Annotated in this window: 19 protein-coding genes; 6 read left to right on the top strand and 13 right to left on the bottom strand. The window is 41.5% G+C overall.

Annotation, left to right across the window (positions count from 1 at the left end):
• Positions 1-32 precede the first annotated feature (32 nt).
• Positions 33-512 (bottom strand): YbaK/EbsC family protein, encoded by a 480-nt coding sequence (locus NSQ17_RS03580; protein ID WP_024718610.1) that lies wholly within the window; start codon positions 510-512, stop codon positions 33-35.
• Positions 513-658: 146 nt separating this feature from the next.
• Here NSQ17_RS03580 and NSQ17_RS03575 point away from each other — a divergent pair, with 146 nt between their 5' ends.
• Positions 659-1,861 (top strand): MFS transporter, encoded by a 1,203-nt coding sequence (locus NSQ17_RS03575; RefSeq protein ID WP_342467858.1) that lies wholly within the window; start codon positions 659-661, stop codon positions 1,859-1,861.
• Positions 1,862-1,874: 13 nt separating this feature from the next.
• On the opposite strand, the gene NSQ17_RS03570 is transcribed toward NSQ17_RS03575, so the two are convergent.
• Complete coding sequence (locus tag NSQ17_RS03570) at positions 1,875-2,606, bottom strand: MurR/RpiR family transcriptional regulator (RefSeq protein WP_342467857.1); 732 nt, start codon at positions 2,604-2,606, stop codon at positions 1,875-1,877.
• A 204-nt stretch (positions 2,607-2,810) separates the two neighbouring features.
• On the opposite strand from NSQ17_RS03570, the gene NSQ17_RS03565 reads away from it, so the two are divergent.
• Positions 2,811-4,139 carry a 6-phospho-beta-glucosidase gene (locus NSQ17_RS03565; protein ID WP_039168556.1) on the top strand — a complete coding sequence of 443 codons (1,329 nt, stop codon included), beginning with the start codon at positions 2,811-2,813 and terminating at the stop codon, positions 4,137-4,139.
• 34 nt (positions 4,140-4,173) lie between these two features.
• On the opposite strand, the gene NSQ17_RS03560 is transcribed toward NSQ17_RS03565, so the two are convergent.
• Positions 4,174-4,821: a DUF3885 domain-containing protein gene (locus NSQ17_RS03560; RefSeq protein ID WP_274660847.1), complete on the bottom strand. Its 648-nt coding sequence runs from the start codon at positions 4,819-4,821 to the stop codon at positions 4,174-4,176.
• Positions 4,822-4,934: 113 nt separating this feature from the next.
• On the opposite strand from NSQ17_RS03560, the gene NSQ17_RS03555 reads away from it, so the two are divergent.
• Positions 4,935-5,135 (top strand): hypothetical protein, encoded by a 201-nt coding sequence (locus NSQ17_RS03555; protein WP_024718613.1) that lies wholly within the window; start codon positions 4,935-4,937, stop codon positions 5,133-5,135.
• Positions 5,136-5,145: 10 nt separating this feature from the next.
• Here NSQ17_RS03555 and NSQ17_RS03550 read toward each other — a convergent pair whose 3' ends face one another.
• Both NSQ17_RS03550 and NSQ17_RS03545 read right to left on the bottom strand, forming a co-directional pair.
• Positions 5,146-6,060 (bottom strand): NAD(P)/FAD-dependent oxidoreductase, encoded by a 915-nt coding sequence (locus NSQ17_RS03550; protein ID WP_274660848.1) that lies wholly within the window; start codon positions 6,058-6,060, stop codon positions 5,146-5,148.
• Between the two features lie 64 nt (positions 6,061-6,124).
• Positions 6,125-6,562, bottom strand: coding sequence for an Rrf2 family transcriptional regulator (locus NSQ17_RS03545; protein ID WP_041093161.1), 438 nt, complete (start codon positions 6,560-6,562; stop codon positions 6,125-6,127).
• 181 nt (positions 6,563-6,743) lie between these two features.
• Here NSQ17_RS03545 and NSQ17_RS03540 point away from each other — a divergent pair, with 181 nt between their 5' ends.
• Complete coding sequence (locus NSQ17_RS03540) at positions 6,744-7,115, top strand: hypothetical protein (RefSeq protein ID WP_007496834.1); 372 nt, start codon at positions 6,744-6,746, stop codon at positions 7,113-7,115.
• 55 nt (positions 7,116-7,170) lie between these two features.
• Here the strand turns inward: NSQ17_RS03540 and NSQ17_RS03535 are convergent, their stop codons facing one another.
• The 4 genes from NSQ17_RS03535 to NSQ17_RS03520 form a co-directional block, all read right to left on the bottom strand.
• A complete protein-coding gene (locus tag NSQ17_RS03535) occupies positions 7,171-8,025 on the bottom strand; it encodes an SMI1/KNR4 family protein (RefSeq protein ID WP_342467856.1) in 855 nt (284 codons plus the stop codon).
• A gap of 105 nt (positions 8,026-8,130) precedes the next feature.
• A complete protein-coding gene (locus NSQ17_RS03530) occupies positions 8,131-9,105 on the bottom strand; it encodes a tRNA-dihydrouridine synthase (RefSeq protein ID WP_017366774.1) in 975 nt (324 codons plus the stop codon).
• 253 nt (positions 9,106-9,358) lie between these two features.
• Positions 9,359-10,741, bottom strand: a complete 1,383-nt coding sequence (gene rlmD / locus NSQ17_RS03525; RefSeq protein WP_251211095.1) for a 23S rRNA (uracil(1939)-C(5))-methyltransferase RlmD — start codon at positions 10,739-10,741, stop codon at positions 9,359-9,361.
• Positions 10,742-10,802: 61 nt separating this feature from the next.
• Positions 10,803-11,711, bottom strand: a complete 909-nt coding sequence (locus tag NSQ17_RS03520) for a diacylglycerol kinase (protein ID WP_007496845.1) — start codon at positions 11,709-11,711, stop codon at positions 10,803-10,805.
• Positions 11,712-11,892: 181 nt separating this feature from the next.
• Between NSQ17_RS03520 and NSQ17_RS03515 the strand changes: the two genes are divergently transcribed.
• Complete coding sequence (locus NSQ17_RS03515; protein WP_342467855.1) at positions 11,893-12,846, top strand: nucleoside hydrolase; 954 nt, start codon at positions 11,893-11,895, stop codon at positions 12,844-12,846.
• A gap of 30 nt (positions 12,847-12,876) precedes the next feature.
• Here the strand turns inward: NSQ17_RS03515 and NSQ17_RS03510 are convergent, their stop codons facing one another.
• Positions 12,877-16,065, bottom strand: coding sequence for an efflux RND transporter permease subunit (locus tag NSQ17_RS03510; RefSeq protein ID WP_342467854.1), 3,189 nt, complete (start codon positions 16,063-16,065; stop codon positions 12,877-12,879).
• 131 nt (positions 16,066-16,196) lie between these two features.
• On the opposite strand from NSQ17_RS03510, the gene NSQ17_RS03505 reads away from it, so the two are divergent.
• The gene (locus NSQ17_RS03505) at positions 16,197-17,042 is read left to right on the top strand and encodes a TetR/AcrR family transcriptional regulator (RefSeq protein ID WP_039168537.1); all 846 of its coding nucleotides are present in this window, start codon (positions 16,197-16,199) and stop codon (positions 17,040-17,042) included.
• A 182-nt stretch (positions 17,043-17,224) separates the two neighbouring features.
• Here the strand turns inward: NSQ17_RS03505 and gatB are convergent, their stop codons facing one another.
• Genes gatB through gatC form a run of 3 tightly spaced genes read right to left on the bottom strand, consistent with a single transcriptional unit; the run spans position 17,225 to position 20,431 of the window.
• Positions 17,225-18,655: an Asp-tRNA(Asn)/Glu-tRNA(Gln) amidotransferase subunit GatB gene (gatB, locus tag NSQ17_RS03500; RefSeq protein WP_007496855.1), complete on the bottom strand. Its 1,431-nt coding sequence runs from the start codon at positions 18,653-18,655 to the stop codon at positions 17,225-17,227.
• A gap of 13 nt (positions 18,656-18,668) precedes the next feature.
• Positions 18,669-20,126 carry an Asp-tRNA(Asn)/Glu-tRNA(Gln) amidotransferase subunit GatA gene (gatA, locus tag NSQ17_RS03495; protein WP_007496857.1) on the bottom strand — a complete coding sequence of 486 codons (1,458 nt, stop codon included), beginning with the start codon at positions 20,124-20,126 and terminating at the stop codon, positions 18,669-18,671.
• A 14-nt stretch (positions 20,127-20,140) separates the two neighbouring features.
• Positions 20,141-20,431: an Asp-tRNA(Asn)/Glu-tRNA(Gln) amidotransferase subunit GatC gene (gene gatC / locus NSQ17_RS03490; protein ID WP_003213898.1), complete on the bottom strand. Its 291-nt coding sequence runs from the start codon at positions 20,429-20,431 to the stop codon at positions 20,141-20,143.
• Positions 20,432-20,796: the final 365 nt, after the last annotated feature.

Raw genomic sequence — 20,796 nt, 5'->3', positions numbered from 1 at the left:
AAAAGTGCCTGCTTCAGCAACAGGCACTTTTTCTATTCGGATGGTTGAACTAGATCAAATGGGACCGCCTTTGAGGCTTTCACTAATTGTTCTGGTGTGATGAGTATTTCATTTCCCCATTCTCCTGCTCCAACGCCTAATATCTTTTCTTCTAATAGCGATGCTTCGATAATCGTGCGGAACCCTTCAGGCTGCCAACAAAATGGCGGGATGGAGCCAATGCGATAGCCTGTCACTTCAAGCACCGTGTCTGGTGAAGCCATTTTGATATTGCGAGAGCCTGCGGCTTTCTTTAGTTTCCCTGATTTGATGTGCTGGTCAGCACCAACCATCACAAGCAGCTGCTCCCCTTCCCCTGTTTCAAAGATCAATGTTTTGATCATTTGTCTTTCTCTAAAACCAAGAGCAGCCGCTACATTCGCTGCGCCCTTCTCTGTGTCGGCAGAAAATGTTTTGATGTCATACGGGATGCCATGCTTGTCCAAAAAGTCATGTGCTGGTAATTTTTTCAATGGATTGAACCCCTTTCCTTACGATGTTCTTTCATTTAGCTTATCACAATCCTCTCATCCTTAAGATGTATTTTTCAATGGAAAACCTCTGCACACTTCGCCAACATGCTATACTGAACTTGTTTTTGAAAAGGAGTCGGTTGGATATGGGAAATAAGTTTTGGTTTTATACAGGCAGTAAAAGCCTTCTCATGCTAAGTGATATTCTATTTTTGATGACAGTCACATTGGTTATTTATCAAGATACACAATCTGTCGCCTATGCGGCTGTATTTCCGCTCATAAGAACACTATGTCAGCTATTGGCTGGGCTCCTCTCTCCTGTTTTGACAGAACTCTTTCAAGCCAAGCGTCTATTGAAATGGGTCCCTCTTTTACGTATTGGAATGCTCGTCGTATTCACGACCCAATTTGATTTCTTTCAGCAGCACCTGATCTGGCTGTTTAGTGCGTTCGTTTTGATTTCCATCACAGGCGGGTTCATCAGCCCTTTATTACAGGCCATCATGCCGATGCTTGTATCAGCAAATCAGCTTGTGAAAGCGAACAGTACAGCCTCCGTTTTTTATCAATCTGTTCAAATCGCCGGCTATTCGTTTACTGGAATGCTCGTCCTGTTGATTGGTCCATTTTATTTAATGTGGGCCTCTTGTTTCATGATTGTGTTGTCCTATCTATTGATCATCCCTGTTTTTTCTCTACTCAAGCAAGAAGACACGGTTCAAAAAGAAAATAAGATGAACGGTTTCAAGGATGGCTGGAAGATCATTTGGACAAACAAAACGGTTCGCATCCTGACTTTCATGGATGTTAGTGAAAATATTGCAGGTGCTTTGTGGGTCGGACCGGTTACGCTTGCCTTTGTCACACTTGTTTTAAATGAAGGTGCGGAATGGTGGGGATATATCAATGCCGCATATTATATAGGTGCCATTATAGGCGGACTCATGGCTGCATGGCTAAGTCAGTTTATTCAAAAACAACTTCTCCTCTTTATGGCAGCGGGCTCTTTTATTTATGCAGTGCTGACGATCCTATTTTCACTAAACAGCCTGCCATGGCTTGCATTGCTGCTTTGTATTTTAATGGGGCCTGCCTATCAAATTCGGGATGTTTCGCAGCAAACCATCCTCCAAACGGAAACGCCAGTCCATGAGTTATCAAAGGTGTATTCGGCTCAATACGTTCTCTCTTCTATGTCTGTCAGTTTATCTATTTTCTTTGTTGGATTAATTGCGGATACATTCGGAGCGAGATTTGTGTATTTGTTAGGCGGACTGTTTGTACTCATCTGCTCAAGCATTGCCATCACCACTTTCATGATGCAGAAAAAAAGAGCCGCTGTTTAAGGCAGCGGCTCTTTTACTTTTCTTTTAACATCGCAAACATGTCACGCGCCATTGCTTCTAGGATATACACAACGGGTGTCTGTGTAGTAATGTTGGCTCTATGGACTCGTTCGTCTGTAACGTAATAAGCAATATTTAAGTCAGAAATACGAGAAATTGTACAGTGCTGATTGTTAGTAATACTAATGATCGTGCCGCCTTCTCTTTTAAGTTTCGAAATATGATCAATCGTAATACTGTTCTCTCCTGATACCGACAGCACAATGGTGACACTATTGTCTAAATACTGCATATTCATCGGGAAAAACGGATCGTTGATGTAAAACGAAAATTTCTCCAGACTTGAAAAGTACCTTGCCCCATACTGCGCCAAAATACCAGAACTGCCCGTCCCAATAAACAGCACATTCTTTGCATCCGCAATGAGCTTCGCTGCCTCTTTAATCTTCTCCTCAAAATCTCCTTTAAGTGTCCGTTCGATAAATTCATACAGGAAATGCTGCGTGCTTTTCAAAGAAGGTGTTTGTTCTGCTTCTAAATACATTTTGAGCTTCACCTTAAATTCTGAAAAGCCTTCACAATTCACTTTTCGACAAAAGCGAAGGACAGATGAGGTCGATATATGTGCGGCATCTGCCAAATCACGAATTCTCATATAGACGACTTTTTCACTGTTTTCCATAATGTATCGGTATAAAGCGCTTTCTAGTTCATTAAAGCTGGAAATGACCTCACTTGAAAACATCTGACTTCCCCTTTCTCCAACAACATGACACAACACGTTTCTTTTATGTAACAAATCTCTAAATAGGGCACCCTTGCCTAAAGACGCTGAAACCGTTTACGCACAAGGTACTCTCACGATAAGCTATAGATGTACAAACAAATGATAAAAGATTGATTCACTCTATTATAACATTGTGCGTTACATTATTCGGAGGTGCAGAACATGGCAAAAGGATTAAAGGTTGTCACAATCGGCGGAGGATCAAGCTATACACCAGAACTTGTCGAAGGATTTATTAAACGGTACGAGGAATTTCCAATTAGCGAACTTTGGCTCGTCGATATCGAAGCAGGTAAAGAAAAGCTTGAGATCGTCGGAAATCTTGCAAAACGCATGGTGAAAAAAGCAGGGCTTCCAATCGAGGTTCATTTAACTTTAGATCGCCGGAAAGCACTGGTAGACGCTGATTTCGTCACAACACAATTCCGCGTCGGATTACTGGAAGCACGTATGAAGGATGAACGTATTCCTTTAAAATATGATGTCATTGGTCAAGAAACAAACGGTCCAGGCGGTCTATTCAAGGGTCTGCGCACCATCCCTGTCATTCTTGAGATTGTGAAAGATATTGAAGAATTATGCCCGGATGCTTGGCTTGTGAATTTCACAAATCCAGCTGGTATGGTCACAGAAGCCGTACTTCGCTATTCAAACCACCGCAAAGTCGTTGGACTATGTAACGTACCAATCGGCATTCGCATGGGCATCGCCAAAGGACTTGATGTCGACGCAAGCAGAGTCGAAGTCAGCTTTGCTGGATTAAACCATATGGTCTTTGGACTGAACGTGTTCTTAGATGGCAAAAGCATCATGGATCAAGTGATCGAAGACATGGCAGATCCAAACTCCACCATGTCCATGAACAACATTCACGCCATTCCGTGGGATGCAGATTTCTTAAAAGGGCTTGGCGTGATCCCTTGTCCATATCACCGCTACTACTACAAAACAAGTGATATGCTGGCTGAGGAGAAGAAAGCAGCAGAAAATGAAGGAACTCGTGCAGAAGTCGTCCGTGCACTAGAAAATGACCTGTTCGAGCTTTACAAAGATCCTGATCTTGATATTAAGCCACCACAGCTTGAAAAACGAGGCGGTGCTTACTACAGTGATGCAGCATGTAACTTGATCGCATCCATTTATAACGACAAGCATGACATTCAGCCTGTAAACACGATCAACAATGGCGCCATCAGTGACATTCCAAATGATTCTGCCGTTGAACTGAACTGTGTCATCACAAAAGACGGCCCAAAACCAATCGCTGTTGGTGAAATGCCGGTCGCTGTCAAAGGACTTATTTCTCAAATTAAATCCTTTGAACGTGTAGCCGCTGAAGCAGCCGTGACAGGCGACTACAACACTGCACTTGTCGCCATGACCATCAATCCGCTCGTCCCATCAGATGCCATTGCAAAAAGCATCCTAGATGAAATGCTAGAAGCACACAAAGACTACTTACCACAGTTTTTCAATAAAGTAGAAGCATAAAAAGAAGCCGCACTTGTCAAAAGTGCGGTTTTTCTTATTTCCAGGCAAACAACTGATCCATCTGAGCACGGTCATAGTCTAAGAGCCAGTGCTGTAAACCTTCATAAACTGGACGCAGATGTTCTGGATCTGTCGCAATAAGATCACAGCCTCGATCATCATATAAGTGGAAAATCATCTGTTTTGAGAGATTGATGAGATAAATGTCATAACCAAGCTTTCCTTTCAAGATTTGATTCGGTTTGTAGAAATCCTCTTGGCATATGGCTTGTAATAGCGGGCGCAATCGAATATCTTGTAGCTGACACTTGAGTGTAAATCTCTCTATTTTCATTGTTTCTTCTTGTTTTGGTTGTACATAGGTCAAACGCTCGTGACGCAATCGGTGACGCACTTGTCGGTCGGCATATTTTTGATAAACAAGGAGCTTTTGCCTCGTTAGTTCATGTTCATGCTGCGTGTAAACATCCGTGACAAGTAGAATATCGTCTTCTGGATCAAAAGCATATCTGACAATTTTTAAAGCCCGATCGCCTGCTTTTTCTAATACAACCGATTCTTCTCCTAATGACCAATCTGCCACTTCAAAGCGAAGACCAAAAGGCCACTTATAAAAAAGAGGCGGTGTGAGGACAAGATCAGGAAAATGACTTTTTAAAAAACGATTGGTTTGATCGCTCATCTCATGTCCTTCCATTGGTTTTATATCTTATTTTACCGTTGAAACTGATGGAAATTCAATTGGAAATAAACTGTCATTTCTTATATGATAGAAAGAGATGGAGGTGTGACCAATTGAAAAAATGGTTTTTACAGGTGTTCCTCACCGCATTGATCACGATGTGGATACAGGCTGGACTTGATCAGGCGAACATCATTCATATCAACAATGTATGGGTCGATGTCAGTAGCTGGATCCTAATCTTCTTTGTCATCTACGCACTTTTTGAATGGACTGCTCACGTCTTAGTAAAACGGAAAATCGCTCATCGCTGAACATCTCTTTTTACAGAGATGTTTTTTGTTGAAACTCTTCCTGCACAAGTTCATGAATGACGCCCATTCCTGCCTGACTTCCAGCTGCTGCTGCAAGAACAAGCTGAGCAGGTCCGCCTAAATTATCACCACATGCAAAAATACCGCTGACGGTTGTACGCCCAAGAATATCTGTTTCAATGCCCCCATTTTTCGTCATTTGACAGCCTAGTTTTTCAGCAAAAGGGGTTGACTGCTTGAAATCACTTGCGACAAATCCGCCTTCTCTTATCACTATCTCTCCATTTACAAGCTGAAGAGAGCGTAGCTGACCATTGTCATGATGGATCGCTACAATTGGCACATCAATAACTTGAATAGAATGTGCTGATAGCAGTGCTTTCTCCTCTTCAGCTAACACTTGCTGTCCATTTGTAAACACAATCAAATCGTTTGTCCAATTGGAAAGAAGTTTCGCCATATGCAAAGCGCGCTGGTTCTCTGCAATCAGGGCAAGTGGCTTGTCCTTCAGCTCCCAGCCATCGCAGAAAGGACAGCTAAACAACGTCTTTCCATACACTTCATGAATCCCCTTCATTTCTGGCAGTATATCCTGAAGTCCTGTTGCCAATATGATTTTCTTCGCTCCGAATCTTTCTCCTTCTTGTGTCAGTAATGCGAAGTTTTCCTCATGATTTTGTATCTCCACAATTCTACTTCGTTTGATTTGGATATTGGGGTAGTTTTGAAGATCCGCTTCTCCCGCTTGTCTGATCTCAAACGGTGTCATTCCATCGTTTGTAATAAATCCATGTGATTCCTGAGTCACCCGATTTCTTGGCATCTCGTCATCGAATATCATGACCTGTTTTCTGCCCCGCCCCACAACAAGAGCTGCATTTAATCCGGCTGGCCCGCCTCCAATAATGGCACAATCTAATATCATATAAACCGCTCCTTTTCATCCAAGACTTTAAAGACTCTTAATATCTATAATTTGCTCAAAAAAATCACATGTTGAAAAATGGATTTTTTTCTGTCTGCTCTATTTGACTTGCAATATCAACTAACCGCTTTTGACTTAACGTCTCCTGCATTTTCGTTTCAACATCCTGCATGACTTGTTCAATCAAACAGTCATCATGAGGCATGAAAGAATCATGTTCTAAAGAACAACGAAATAAATGGGTTTGTCCTTCTACCGCCTGAATGACGTCTAGAAACGAAATGTCCTCCTTCTTTTTCAGAATGGTGTAACCACCTTTTGCGCCAGGTGTTGATTCAATCAATCCCGCCTTCACAAGCTTTGTTAAAATTTTGGATAAATAGGTAGGTGAAAGATCTTGCATCTTGGCGAGAGGCTCAACGCCTATTGCTTTCCCCTTTGGTGCAAGGGTTAAAAATACCATCGTATGCAGCGCATAGTTGGTCGCTTTAGAATATTTCATAGAAACATTCCTTTCTATCTATTGTAGACCTTTTATATCTGTAATTGATCATAAAAGATTCAAGAAGAAAAAGCAAGTATTGTGGATCTGCTTCTTTTTTCATTCCACATTTCGCATTTCCTTCCGATAATAGAAGTAAGCACGAATAAAAGCTTGATGAAGACTAGAAGGAGTGAACAAAATGTCAGATCAACAGCACAATGCAGCACACGAAGAAGAAGAGGAATTTAACGTATACGACATGCTTCCACCCGCAGGAACAATCATTGGCGAAGCAACAGAAGAAGAAATGGAAGCTGCGGCAGCATTAGAAGTGAGACATTACGCCTTTATGCGTCTGCAAGACTCGTACATTCAATTTGATGGATCTTCTTATAAAGAATTGCTTAAAGACTTTCAAGAACTAGAATTTGATTCTGCAAAGTTTTGGAGAGCCATCGCACGACGCCTGCAAGTCCCATACGAATGGCCAATCCGAATCGACCATGCAAACGGTCCTATTTATATTGGTGAAACAGAAGATAGCCGTGATGTTGAGGAGAGTGCGGAGTAAAGGAATTGGTGACCCCCTTTTTAGGAAGGGGGTCTATTTTTAAAATGATAGATACTTATTCCTCTAAATCAAATTCCAATGCGATTGATATATTAAAGGCCATGTGGGGCATTTCATCTATTTCTGATTGATTCAAATGCTTCGCAAAACGACGTGCATGCTCGACAACATCAGCATGCTGCTTAATCATTTCGTCATTCATTATAAAGATCGTATTGATTGCCCAACCAGCAGTCGTTAACATTTCTTCGTTCTGAAGGCTATCCATATACGTTTCTACCTCAGAAAAAATCCACTTGATATCATCAATTTGTTTCACTTGGAAATTCGCGATTTTTGAAAGTTGCTCAGGGTCTTTGGTTAAAAAGATATCTTTCACTTCTTCTTTTGATAATGGTTTATTCTGTTTTTCATATTCAGCCAGCCATTCTTCATCTGACATTTCATCTTCTTCACTATCCTCTGCGGTATAATGCCCCGCAATCAACTCATCAAACGAATCCGCTAATTTAAAATTCGTCTCATATTCTAGATCAAAGTAATGAACTGGCGGATGTTCCTTTGTTTCTCTATAATCCAATGCGATCCACGTATGACCATCCCCACAAATCAGTACAAGCCCCTCTGGCAATTCCCATTCTTCTATTAAATAATCACTATCCATAATACCTTCGCCTTTGGCAATTCCTCTTAAATGATCAAATGACACATGATCCTCTGCCCATCCATTCGGCTGGTCCGTTGGAAAAGCATTATGCAAGGTATAACCTCCATTTTGTTCAAGAATCAGTTTCTTATATGTATCAGGCAAGATGATGCCTAGTTTCTTTTCCGCTTTTGCAATGCCTTTTTCATTGATTTTCTTAAATGTCTCTTCACTTTCTCTGTCTGTATCCCAAAATGGCTTCAAATAAAATACCTTCAATTGTTATTTCTATCTCATTTTACCATTTGAGAGAACTAGTTTAATAGTCCTATTCATAAAAAAGAGAAGGGTTCCCCCTCCTCTTGTTGATCATGATTGTTCCTGATTTCTCGCTTCAAATTCATCTAGCATTGCACGCACTTCATCTGTTGATGATGTGTTCATTAATTGGTTTCTTAGGAAGCTCGCTCCTCTGAATCCTTTTACATAAATCTTAAAGAAACGATGCAGTGCCTTAAATGGACGCAAACCTAATGAAGAATATTGATCATGAAGATCAAGGTGTAATCTTAAAAGACCTAACAGTTCGTCACTCGTATGCTCTTTCGGCTCTTTTTCAAAAGCAAATGGGTTATGGAAAATCCCACGCCCAATCATCACTCCGTCCACTCCATACTGCTCAGCTAGCTTTAAGCCAGTTTGACGGTCAGGAATATCACCATTGATCGTCAAAAGCGTATCAGGTGCTACTTCATCACGCAATTTCTTAATCTCAGGAATGAGCTCCCAATGCGCATCCACCTGGCTCATTTCCTTTCTTGTGCGAAGGTGAATCGATAAATTCACAATGTCTTGCTCCAAAATGTGTCTGAGCCAGCCACGCCATTCATCAACCTCTGTAAACCCTAGTCTTGTTTTCACACTAACAGGTAATCCCCCTGCTTTTGCCGCTTGAATCAGCTCTGCCGCAACGTCTGGACGAAGAATCAATCCACTGCCCTTTCCGTTTTGCGTAACATTAGGGACAGGACAACCCATATTAATATCGAGCCCCTGAAATCCTAACTCCGCCATTCCAATACTCATTTGTCTAAAGTTCTCAGGCTTATCTCCCCAAATATGAGCAACAATCGGCTGCTCATCCTCGGTGAACGTTAAGCGGCCTTTCACACTTTGAATGCCATCAGGGTGGCAGTAGCTCTCACTGTTCGTAAACTCTGTAAAAAACACATCCGGTCTCGCCGCCTCACTCACAACATGACGAAACACAACATCTGTCACTTCTTCCATTGGTGCTAATATAAAAAATGGCCGTGGTAAATCACGCCAGAAATTTTTACTCATCTTTCATCCAATTCCTCTCATGACATAGCGCCTTTTAGGGCATGTCCTTCTGTAAATTCTTTCAGCAATTTTTATCATTATATACTTTAATATGAACTAGGCAAAATTGCAAAAAAGGACATTTCAAAACCAAATACGGGGTAAAAATTAATTTTCGACCTATAATTTCCGTTTTGTATTCAAGTGAAGGGCAGCCAAAATAAAAATATCCCGATATCGGTGTTATATCACGAAATCGGGATGCTTCAATACATTATGACTGTTGAATCACAAGACTAGCAACGCATTCAACATGACTCGTATGCGGAAACATATCCACCGGCTGCACTTCCTCCGTCACATACCCACCATCTTCAAGAATACGCAAATCACGAGCTAGCGTCCCAGGATTACAGGACACATACACAACACGGTTTGGTTTCATCTTTAAAATGGTGTCAAGCAGTGCTTCATCACAGCCTTTTCTTGGCGGATCGACAACTAGCGTATCTGCTTTGATGCCTTCTTTGTACCAGTTTGGGATAACGGTTTCTGCTTCGCCGACTGCGAATTCAACGTTGTTGATTCCGTTTAAGGCAGCATTGCGTTTTGCATCTTCAATTGCTTCTGGCACAATTTCTACGCCATAGACTCTGCCTGCTTTTTGTGCGAGAAATAAGGAAATTGTACCGATTCCGCAATACGCATCGATCACGGTTTCTTCTCCTTGCAGCTCGGCATATTCAAGGGCTTTATCGTAAAGCACCTTTGTTTGAGCTGGATTCACTTGATAAAACGAGCGGGCTGAAATAGCAAATTTGATGTCGCCAATCGTGTCATAAATGTATTCTTCTCCCCACAAAACAGTCGTTTCGTCTCCGAAAATGACATTTGTCTTCTTTGAATTCACGTTTTGTACAATTGACCGAACGTGTGGGAAGCGTGCTATAATCTGCTCAATCACTTGTTGCTTTTGCGGAAAATCAGCCGTTCTTGTGACAAACACAACCATCATTTCACCTGTTGCAATACCGTAGCGAACCATGACATGGCGAAGCCAGCCTTTATGACGTTCTTCGTTATATGCTTTGATACCGAACGCTTGGCATATTTCTTTGACAGCTTGAACGACTTCATCGTTTTCTGATTGCTGGATCAAGCATTTTTCCATATCAATAATTTCATGGGTACGCTGCTGATAAAATCCTGCAACAAGTCCGCCTTCTCGTTCACCAACTGGTACTTGTGCTTTGTTTCTGTAATTCCAAGGGTCTTCCATGCCGAGTACAGGATGAACTTTTACACGGCTCATATCAAGCTTGCCGATCCGCTCCAATACGTCCTTTACTTGTTTCTGTTTAAAAAGCAGCTGACCTTCATAGCTCATGTGCTGAATTTGACAGCCTCCGCACTGCTTATAGATAGGACATGGCGCATCTTGCCTGTGCTGACTTTCCTTTGTCAGCTCCATGAGTCGTCCAAAAGCAAATCCTTTTTTGACACGTGTGACTTTGATTTTCCCTTGTTCGTCAGGAAGGGCATTCGGTACAAACACAGGGAAACCCTCAATTTTCGCTACACCTGCACCTTCGTGCGTTAAATCTTCGAAGGTTACATTGTAGTATTCATTCTTTTCAACAGGCGGTTTCATTTTCACCAATTTTATCACCTCATTTGCAAAGAAAAACTTGGTCGCCATAAGGAACCAAGTTCAGTCTTCACCCTATTTTTTCAGCTGTTGCTTTTGGCACAATAAATTCAATATGGCGATACAAGTTTTCAAATTCACCTGGCAGCATGCCGCCGTATTCACCATCTAAATTTAATTGCATTTTATCTTTTACATCTACCTTTACGCGATTCGCTTTTGCGTAGATGACATTGTTATCATGAATATGCTCGCCTCTGAGTGCAAGGCTGACCACTCGAATGGCTTCTGCTAGATTGACCTTCTTTAGAATGATCAGGTCAAACATCCCATCATCTAGAATGGAATCTGGTGCGAGCTTTTCAAAGCCGCCTACTGAGTTTGTTAGTGAAACAAGAAACAGCATGATTTCTCCATGAAACAATTTGCCGTCATATTCAATTTCGACTTCTGTCGGGCGAATGGAAGGAAGCATCTCCATGCCTTTCAAATAATACGCAAGTTGTCCTAGCATGGTTTTCAGCTTACTAGGCACTTCATAGGTCAGCTCTGTTAATCGGCCGCCTCCCGCAATATTAATGAAATACTGTCCATTCACTTTACCAATATCAAGCGGCTTTGCTACACCATCAATGATGGCATCTGTCGCTTTTAAAATATCTTCTCTTGGAATGCCAAGTGCTCTTGCAAAGTCATTGGTCGTTCCAACTGGAATGATTCCTAATTTTGGTCTTTTTTCAAGCGGTGCTAATCCATTGACGACTTCATTAATCGTGCCGTCTCCACCAGCTGCTACAATTAAATCAAAATCTCTCTGTGCGGCTTTTTCGGCTGCTTGTGTTGCATCTCCTGCACATGTCGTCGCATGACAAGATGTTTCATAGCCAGCCTGTTCAAATTTTTGCAAAACCTGCGGTAAATTCTTCTTAAAGAGTTCACGTCCAGATGTCGGATTGTATATAATTCGAGCACGTTTCATTCATCATCATCCTATTATCATTATGCAATCTATTTTCACCACTAACAACCTTTAATTATACTATGAGATTTGAAAATGGCAACAGAACAACCCCCTAATATTTGAAATCTCACGGTACGTTTCCCTCAGCAGATCAGCATTCTGATAAGATAAAAGAAAACGATGAAAAGGATGGTATGCCATGAAAAAGCCTGTCTATTTCAACCATGACGGTGGTGTTGATGATCTCGTGTCCTTATTTCTGCTTCTTCAAATGGAACACCTGAAAGTGATCGGGATGTCTGTGATTCCTGCTGATTGTTATTTAGAGCCTGCGCTGAGCGCTTCTCAGAAAATTATTGATCGTTTTAGCCCATATGAGATTGAAGTAGCTGCTTCCAATTCTAGAGGTGTGAATCCATTTCCAAAGGAATGGCGTATGCATGCTTTTTATGTAGATGCCCTGCCGATTTTAAATGAAAAAGGCGCTATTGATACAAAAGTATCTAAGCTTCCTGCACATCTTCACCTGATTGAAACGGTGAAAAAGTCAACCGAACCTGTTACGCTACTCTTTACAGGACCGCTTACAGACCTTGCACGCGCGTTAGAAGAAGATCCTTCCATCTCAAATAAAATTGAGAAACTGGTGTGGATGGGCGGCACATTCCTTGAAAAAGGCAATGTCGAAGAACCCGAGCATGATGGAACAGCAGAATGGAATGCTTTTTGGGACCCTTATGCTGTGAGCACCGTATTTCAAGAGCGTTTTCCAATTGAAATGGTCGCACTGGAAAGCACGAATCAAGTCCCGCTCACACTCGATGTCCGTCAACGATGGGCTTCCCTTCGCTCTCACATCGGGATTGACTTTATTGGACAATGTTATGCCTTTTGTCCGCCTCTCATTCATCACGAAACGAACTCGACTTACTACTTATGGGATGTGCTGACAACGATCACTCTTGCATCCACCTCATTTACCCGTTCAAAAGAAATGAATGCAATTGTTTATACCGAATCGCCAAGACAAGGACGTACCGAAGAACATCCAGATGGAAAATCGATTCAAGTCATTGACCACGTTGATCGAGATGTCTTTTTCCAAGCCTTTGAAGAGCTTATGAGAAAAGCGGTTTGTCAGATTTCATCATAAAAAAGCCCCGCTTATTAGCGGGGCTTCCTCTTACTCTTCTTCAGCGTACTTTTTCTTACGTCTAAACTTGCTTAAGATTTCATACACGATTGGCACGATGACCAATGTGAGAAGTGTAGAACTTGTTAAACCGCCAATAACGGTGACGCCAAGTCCTTTTGATACGATCTGACTTCCGCCTTCAAAACCTAATGCGAGTGGCAGCAATGCACCAATTGTCGCAAGTGCCGTCATTAAGATTGGACGTAATCTTGTTGTACCTGCTTCAAGTAAGGCTTCTCTTGTTGAAAGTCCTTCTTTTTCTTTATGAATCACTCGGTCAATCAAGACAATGGCATTTGTTACAACGATTCCGATCAGCATCAGCAATCCAATCATGGCATTTAAGCTGATGGTTTCTTTCGCTACAAACAATCCAACGAGTGCACCAATAATCGTAAATGGAAGTGAGAACAGAATCGCAAATGGTGCAAGACCTCCGCCAAATGTAATGACGAGAACGAGGTATACAATAGCAATCGCTGCAAGCATTGCGAGTCCTAGCTGTGTAAAGGATTCCTCAATATCCGCACTTACACCACCTGTATCAATCGTAACGCCAGATTTTAAATCAAGCTTGTCAACTTTCTTCTGGACATCTTGTGTCACACTTGATACGTCGTCTGTTGTCATGTCACCAGATACTTCAGCGTAAATCTTCCCATCACGCTTTGTCACAGTGTTTGCTGTTGTGCCATCTTTCACTTTCACCACATCGCCAATTCGGACTTGTTGTCCTGTTGGTGTTGTGATCTTTTTATTCTCTAGATCTTTTTTACTCTTGTATTCATCTTTTTCCGTTTGAAGCTTCACATCTAGTTCTTTGCCGTCCTCTGTTACTTTCGTCAACGTTGTTTCATTACTTTGAGGAGCGATCGCCTGTGCGATTTGTGAAGCGGTCAAGCCTAGTTTCGCCAGTTTTTCTTGATCTGCATTAAACGTATATTCGTCATACTTCTCAGATAAGCTTGTGCTGACGTTTTTCAAGTTCTTCTCATCTTTTAAAATGTTCTCGACATCTTTGACTGTGCCTTCAATATCACTTGCTTTGTCACCGTACACATAGTACGTCACTGTATTGCTTGCGCCAGCAGATGAGAAGTCTTGTGATTTCCATTCCCCTTTAGACGTTTTGTCTTGAAGGGCTTTAACCACACGATCTTTTTCTTTATCAAAGTTCGGTGTGTCATCGTCGTATTGTACGAAGAATAATGCACCGTTAGAGTTTCCACCAACACTTGCTGTCAGTGCATTTGAAGAGCCTAATGAATATTGAACCGTATTGACATGATCCCGTTTCATTAAGTAATCTTCTGCCTTTTTCGTTTCAGCAATGGCTTGTTCTCTCGTTTGTCCAGGCTCTGGCGTGTATGTCACCATTGCCGTTTTTTCTGCTTCCTGTGGTAAGAAGCTAACACCGACAAGTGGTGCGAGGAATAAGCTTCCGACCAGCATCAAAATCGCAATTCCTGACGTGATCCATTTATGGTTCAATGTCCAATTGAGTACACGTCTATAACCACCAGCAAGTTTGCTTGGTTTGTGTTCTTTTACCTTTTTCGCTTTGCCGTACAGGTTCTTTTTAAATAGGCTGTGAGCCATCATTGGAACGATTGTAATGGCGACAAGTAATGAAGCCATTAGAGCAAACACAATGGTTAATGCAAATGGGATGAATAGTTCACCAATCATTCCACCCACTAGCGCTAATGGCAAGAATACCGCAATTGTGACAATCGTCGAAGACATAATCGGAATAAACATTTCTTTTGTTGCTTCTCTAACGAGTGCTTTGCCTTTTAACGGTTCATCTTTTAACGCCATTCGTCGATAGATGTTTTCTATGACGACAATCGAGTCATCGACAACACGTCCAATGGCGACTGTCATGGCACCAAGTGTCATGATATTTAATGTGATATCTAGCTGATTTAATAATAAAACAGCAATCAACAGGGATAACGGAATAGAGATGACCGAAATTAATGTTGATTTGATATCTCGAAGGAACAACATGATGATAATGATCGCAAAGATTGCTCCGATGATCGCCTTGTTCAGCATTGTGCTGACAGATTCTTTAATCGGCTCTGCTTGATCATATGTCGTGCTGACTTTGATTCCTTTATTGTCTTTTTTGAATGTTTCAAGTTCTTTTGTGACTGCTTCTGCTACACTCACTGTGTTGGCATCAGAGCCTTTGACAATTTGCAGACCGATACTGTCTTTTCCGTTCGTTCTAGAAATCGATTCTGCATCTTTCACGACTTTAATATCTGCAATCTCAGAAAGTTTGATCGTCGGCAGCTCTACCGATTGACCGCTTGCTGCACCTGCACCAGTTTGCTGCTGAGCTGCTGCCTGCTGCTGACTTGCACTTCCAGCCTGTTGATCAGCACCTTGAGCTCCTGCATTTCCCGCACCGCCGCTTGCACTTGGTGTAACAGGAATTCGCATGTTTTTCAAATCTTTAACACTTAAAATATTGCCATCCACTACGACTGATTTTTGCTTGTTGCCAAATGTGTATAACCCTAAAGGTACATTGACATCAGAGCCTTTAATCATGTTTTGGACAGTTTCTTCATCTAAACCATATTCCTTTAATTTCTTTTGTTTAAAAGAAAATTCTACTTCTTTGATTTGTTGTCCAGAAGCTTCGACAGAAGAGACACCATCTAAGCCTTGAAGAGAAGGAATAAGGTCATTTTCCACTTTTTGTGTCAGGTCTTGTAATGATTCTTTATCACCAGAGACACTAAGAGCTAAGATTGGAATCGCATTGATGCTAAAACGTGCGATTTTTGGTTTTTCTGCATTTTCTGGGAAATTGATATTGCTAATGGCATCTTCAATTTCCTTCTTTGCTTCATCCATATCTTTATTGTAATCGTACTCGATTTGAATCGATGAGGCATTTTCAAAAGAATTAGAAGTGACCACATTCACCCCATTGAGATTTTGTATCGACTTCTCAATTGGATCTGTCACCTTATCTGATACTTCGTCCGGCGTTGCGCCAGGATACGTTGTAGAAACCGTAATGACTGGAGTGTTGATATTTGGGATTGATTCTTGTTTCATATTCAATCCGGCATATAGACCAGCAACTGTTACGATAATCGTCATGAGCCATACAGCGAACTTGTTCTTTAATACAAAATTGATGATCGAATTCATTATGTCCTCCATTTTCCTTTATGTATTGACTGACTGGTCATTCTATATCATAATAAACGGTGATATACAATGCCGTCAACCATTTCACTTGCGTTTGACGTAACATTCTAAAGCTGAAGGGGCCTTATTTCATGAACGAAAAAAAAGAAAAGATCATTAAAGCAAGCATTCAGTTGTTTGCGAAAAAAGGTTTTTCTTCTACGACCATTCAGGAAATTGCAGATGAATGCGGAATTTCTAAAGGTGCATTTTATTTGCATTTCAAATCAAAAGAACAGCTTTTCAACAGAGCGTTTGAATATTATATCGACACGTCTATGCAAAGTATTGAAAAGATTCGAAAAGAAAATCAACATCTTGCGCCTAGAGATATCTTTCAGAAACAAATCGCTGAACAGTTCCAGCACTTTGCTGAGAACAAGGATTTTATCATTTTGATCCTCAGCGAGAACATTATTCCGGAAAACCAGCAAATTAAAAAGTATTCCAAAACGGTTAAAAAACAGATGAATGATGAAATCCAAATTTCTATTTTGACCACGTATGGACAGGAGATCGAACCATATATAACTGACCTGTCAGTCATGATTCAAGGAATTATCCAATCTTATGTGCAGGTACTGCTTTTGCAAGATCAGATGCAATTATCATGTGATGAGCTCTCATCCTTTATTCTCGACCGATTTGATGATTTGGTGCATGGGCTTCTCCGTTCTCATGCGAAGCCGATTCTGAAGCAAAACATTTGGGATGATGAAGCGCCAAATGCCGCTACTCTTCAAGAAGAGCTTCGATTGTTAAAATCTGAGCATCTGCTTTCGGATGATACCCTTGTATCCATTGAAGTTATTGAAGAAGAATTGGCCAAAGCTGAGCCTCGCAAGCCGGTCATTCAAGGGATGCTGACAAATTTAGAAACGTGTGAGGACTCCGCTGTCCAAAGAGCTGTGGAACAATTGAAGCTATTCCTCCAATGACAATACGTGGCGATGTTCACTTTAGTTCACCTTTATCCCCTTCGAATATGTGCTAAAGCTTATGCTTCATTATAAAAAAAGAACCAATGAATTGATATACGGCGGTGGTCTGAATCTGTGATAAGACCCTGTCATATCCATCAACAAAAAAACCGCCTCTTCCATGAGGCGGTTTTTGCAATTTATCGTTTTTTGATTTCTTCGAGAAGAATCTTGTTGACCATCGGCGGGTTTGCTTGGCCCTTCGATGCTTTCATGATTTGTCCGACTAAGAAACCAATTGCGCGGTCTTTTCCATTTTTGAAGTCTTCAATGGATTGCGGGTTGTTATCAAGTGCTTCTGTGACAAGTTTGAGCAGTGCACCTTCGTCAGAAATTTGGACAAGTCCTTTTTCTTTGACGATTGTTTCTGCGTCGCCCCCATTTTCGATAAGTTCTTTGAATACCTTTTTGGCAATCTTAGAAGAAATCGTTCCTTTTTCGATAAGCTTGATCATACCAGCCAGTCCTTGCGGCGTTAGCTTCGTATCTTCCAGCTCTTTTTGAGCCGAGTTCAAGTAGGCAGATACTTCACCCATGAGCCAGTTTGATGCTTGCTTCGCTTCAGCACCTTCTGAAATGGTCGCTTCAAAGAAATCAGACATTTCTTTTGTCAGCGTCAGTACCATTGCGTCATATGCAGGAAGTCCAAGTTCATCAATGTAGCGTTTGCGGCGCTCGTCTGGAAGCTCTGGAATGGATGCTCTTACGCGTTCTTTCCACTCGTCATCAATATACAGCTCCACTAAATCTGGTTCTGGGAAGTAGCGGTAATCATCAGAACCTTCTTTGACACGCATGAGGATCGTCTTTTTAGACGCTTCGTCATAGCGGCGAGTTTCTTGTTCGATCAAGCCGCCAGAAAGCAATACTTGCTCTTGGCGTTTTTCTTCGAACTCAAGACCTTTTTGGACGAAAGCAAATGAGTTTAAGTTCTTCAGCTCTGTTTTCGTTCCAAACTCTTCACGGCCGATCGGACGAAGAGAAATGTTGGCATCACAGCGCAGTGAGCCTTCTTCCATCTTACAGTCAGAGACGCCTGTATATTGAATAATGGATTTTAATTTTTCTAAGTAAGCATACGCTTCTTCTGGCGTACGAATGTCAGGCTCAGATACGATTTCAACAAGTGGTGTTCCTTGACGGTTGAAATCGACGAGTGAATAACCGTCGCCTGTGTGCGTCAGTTTTCCTGCATCCTCTTCCAAATGAAGACGTGTAATACCAATTCGTTTTGTTTTGCCGTCTACTTCAATTTCAATCCAGCCGTTTTCACCGATCGGTTTATCAAATTGAGAAATTTGATACGCCTTTGGGTTATCAGGATAGAAATAGTTTTTACGGTCAAATTTTGTATCAGTTGCAATCTCACAGTTCAGTGCCATTGCTGCTTTCATCGCAAAGTTCACCGCTTCTTTGTTCAGCACAGGCAGTACGCCAGGATAACCAAGATCGATGACACTTGTTTGCGTATTGGCAGCCGCACCAAAAGGCGTCGGTGAGCTTGAGAAAATTTTTGATTGTGTTTTGAGCTCTACGTGGACTTCAAGTCCAATTACCGTTTCAAAGTTCATTCTGATTCACCCCTTACAGTTCAGGTTTTGCTTTATGATGATCTGTTGCTTGTTCGAAAGCGTGTGCCACGCGGTAAACGGTTCCTTCATCAAAGTGTTTACCAATGATTTGTAGTCCTAATGGAAGACCATTTGCAAATCCACAAGGCACACTGATTCCTGGAACGCCTGCAAGGTTAACAGGGATCGTTAAAATATCGTTTGCATACATTGTGAGTGGATCGCTTGTCTTTTCACCAATGTTAAATGCCGGAGTTGGTGTTGTTGGTCCTACAATGACATCATACTTTTCGAAAACATCTTCAAAGTCTTTTTTGATCAGCGTACGGACTTTTTGTGCCTTTTTATAGTATGCATCGTAATATCCTGAGCTTAGAGCGAATGTGCCAAGCATGATGCGGCGTTTCACTTCGTCTCCAAAGCCTTCAGAACGGGTATTTTTATATAAATCAATCAAGTTGTCTGCATTGTCTGTACGGTAGCCATAGCGAATACCGTCAAAACGCGCAAGGTTTGCAGATGCTTCTGAAGATGACAGTAAGTAGTACGTCGCAAGCGCATATTTAGAATGCGGCAGAGACACTTCTTCCCATGTCGCACCAAGTCCTTCTAATACTTTCAACGCTTGAAGAACAGACTCTTTTGCTTCTTCGCCAACACCTTCGCCAAGATATTCTTTTGGCACAGCGATTTTCAAGCCTTTGATGTCGCCAGTTAATGAAGAAAGGAAATCTGGGACATCGACATTTGCACTCGTTGCGTCCATTTGATCAACACCAGAAATCGCTTGAAGAACATATGCGTTGTCCTCAACATTACGCGTAATCGGCCCAATTTGATCTAATGATGAAGCAAATGCGATTAAACCGTATCTAGATACACGGCCATACGTTGGTTTAAGACCAACAACACCACAGAATGATGCCGGCTGGCGAATGGAGCCGCCTGTATCTGATCCAAGAGAGAATGGTACTTCTCCAGCTGCAACAGATGCTGCTGAGCCACCACTTGACCCACCTGGAACTGTATTTAAATTCCACGGGTTTTTCGTTGCTTTGAAGCCTGAGTTCTCCGTAGAAGATCCCATCGCAAATTCGTCCATGTTTAATTTACCGATTGTGACAGCTTCCGCTTCTCTTAAGCGGTTCACAACGGTTGCATCGTAAATAGGATCGAAGTTTTGCAAGATTTTACTTGATGCCGTTGTACGTAAATCTTTCGTCACGATGTTATCTTTGACACCGATCGGCATACCGAACAATAGACCAAGCTCGTCCTTTTCACCAACGGCCTCGTCCAATTCTTTTGCGTACGCACGTGCTTTCTCTTCGTCCAGCGCTAGGAATGCTTGTACTTTCCCGTCTACTTCATGGATTCGTTTATAAGACTCGTCCACTAAATCAGAAACAGACAGTTCCTTTTTATGTAAAAGCTCTTTTAATTCAGAAATTTTGTGGTCAAACAGTGACATGCCTCAGGCCTCCTTTAGTCCAAAATTGATGGCACACGAATATAGCCGTCTTTATGATCAGGCGCGTTTTTGATGACTGCCTCAATGGAAAGACCTTTATTCGGAACATCTTCTCTCATGACGTTTTTCATTTTTAATACGTGTGTTGTTGGTTCAACGTTTTCCGTATCTACCTCGTTTAACTGCTCTGCAAATGAAATGATGCTATCAAGCTGTTCTGTAAACATCTCAGCTTCTTCTTCTGTAATCGCAAGCCGTGCCAAATGCGCAACATGCTTTACTTCTTCTATTGAAATTCTTGACATGCAGGTTCACCTCCAAAAATGATACGTGTTCGTGGTCATGATCATAAGTCATATACACTTTATCATATCAAATTTTACTGTTCTAAAGCAACTTTACGAGGTCGCCCAGAAAGGCTTTATCCCCTAATATGTCATTGTGGTGCAGCCAGTGTCTAAAATATTCATCGAAGTACCTTTTTATTTTTCAGAAAATTTTTACTTTAGTTTATTTTTGTAAACGCATACATATAGACGCTTATCACCGATCCGTGCATTTTTTCTTAAAGATAAAGATGTTTAAGAAGGTTGATCACTTGGGAATACTCTGATAGGTTAAGTAACCATAGCAGTGAGCAGACAGTTCAATAGGCTGTTCTTTGTATATT

Origin of the sequence: Bacillus sp. FSL W8-0629, from assembly GCF_038593225.1 — a bacterium.
GTDB lineage: Bacteria > Bacillota > Bacilli > Bacillales > Bacillaceae > Bacillus > Bacillus altitudinis.
Note: the sequence above shows the minus strand (reverse complement) of the source record. Positions and strands in the feature narration are given on the sequence as shown.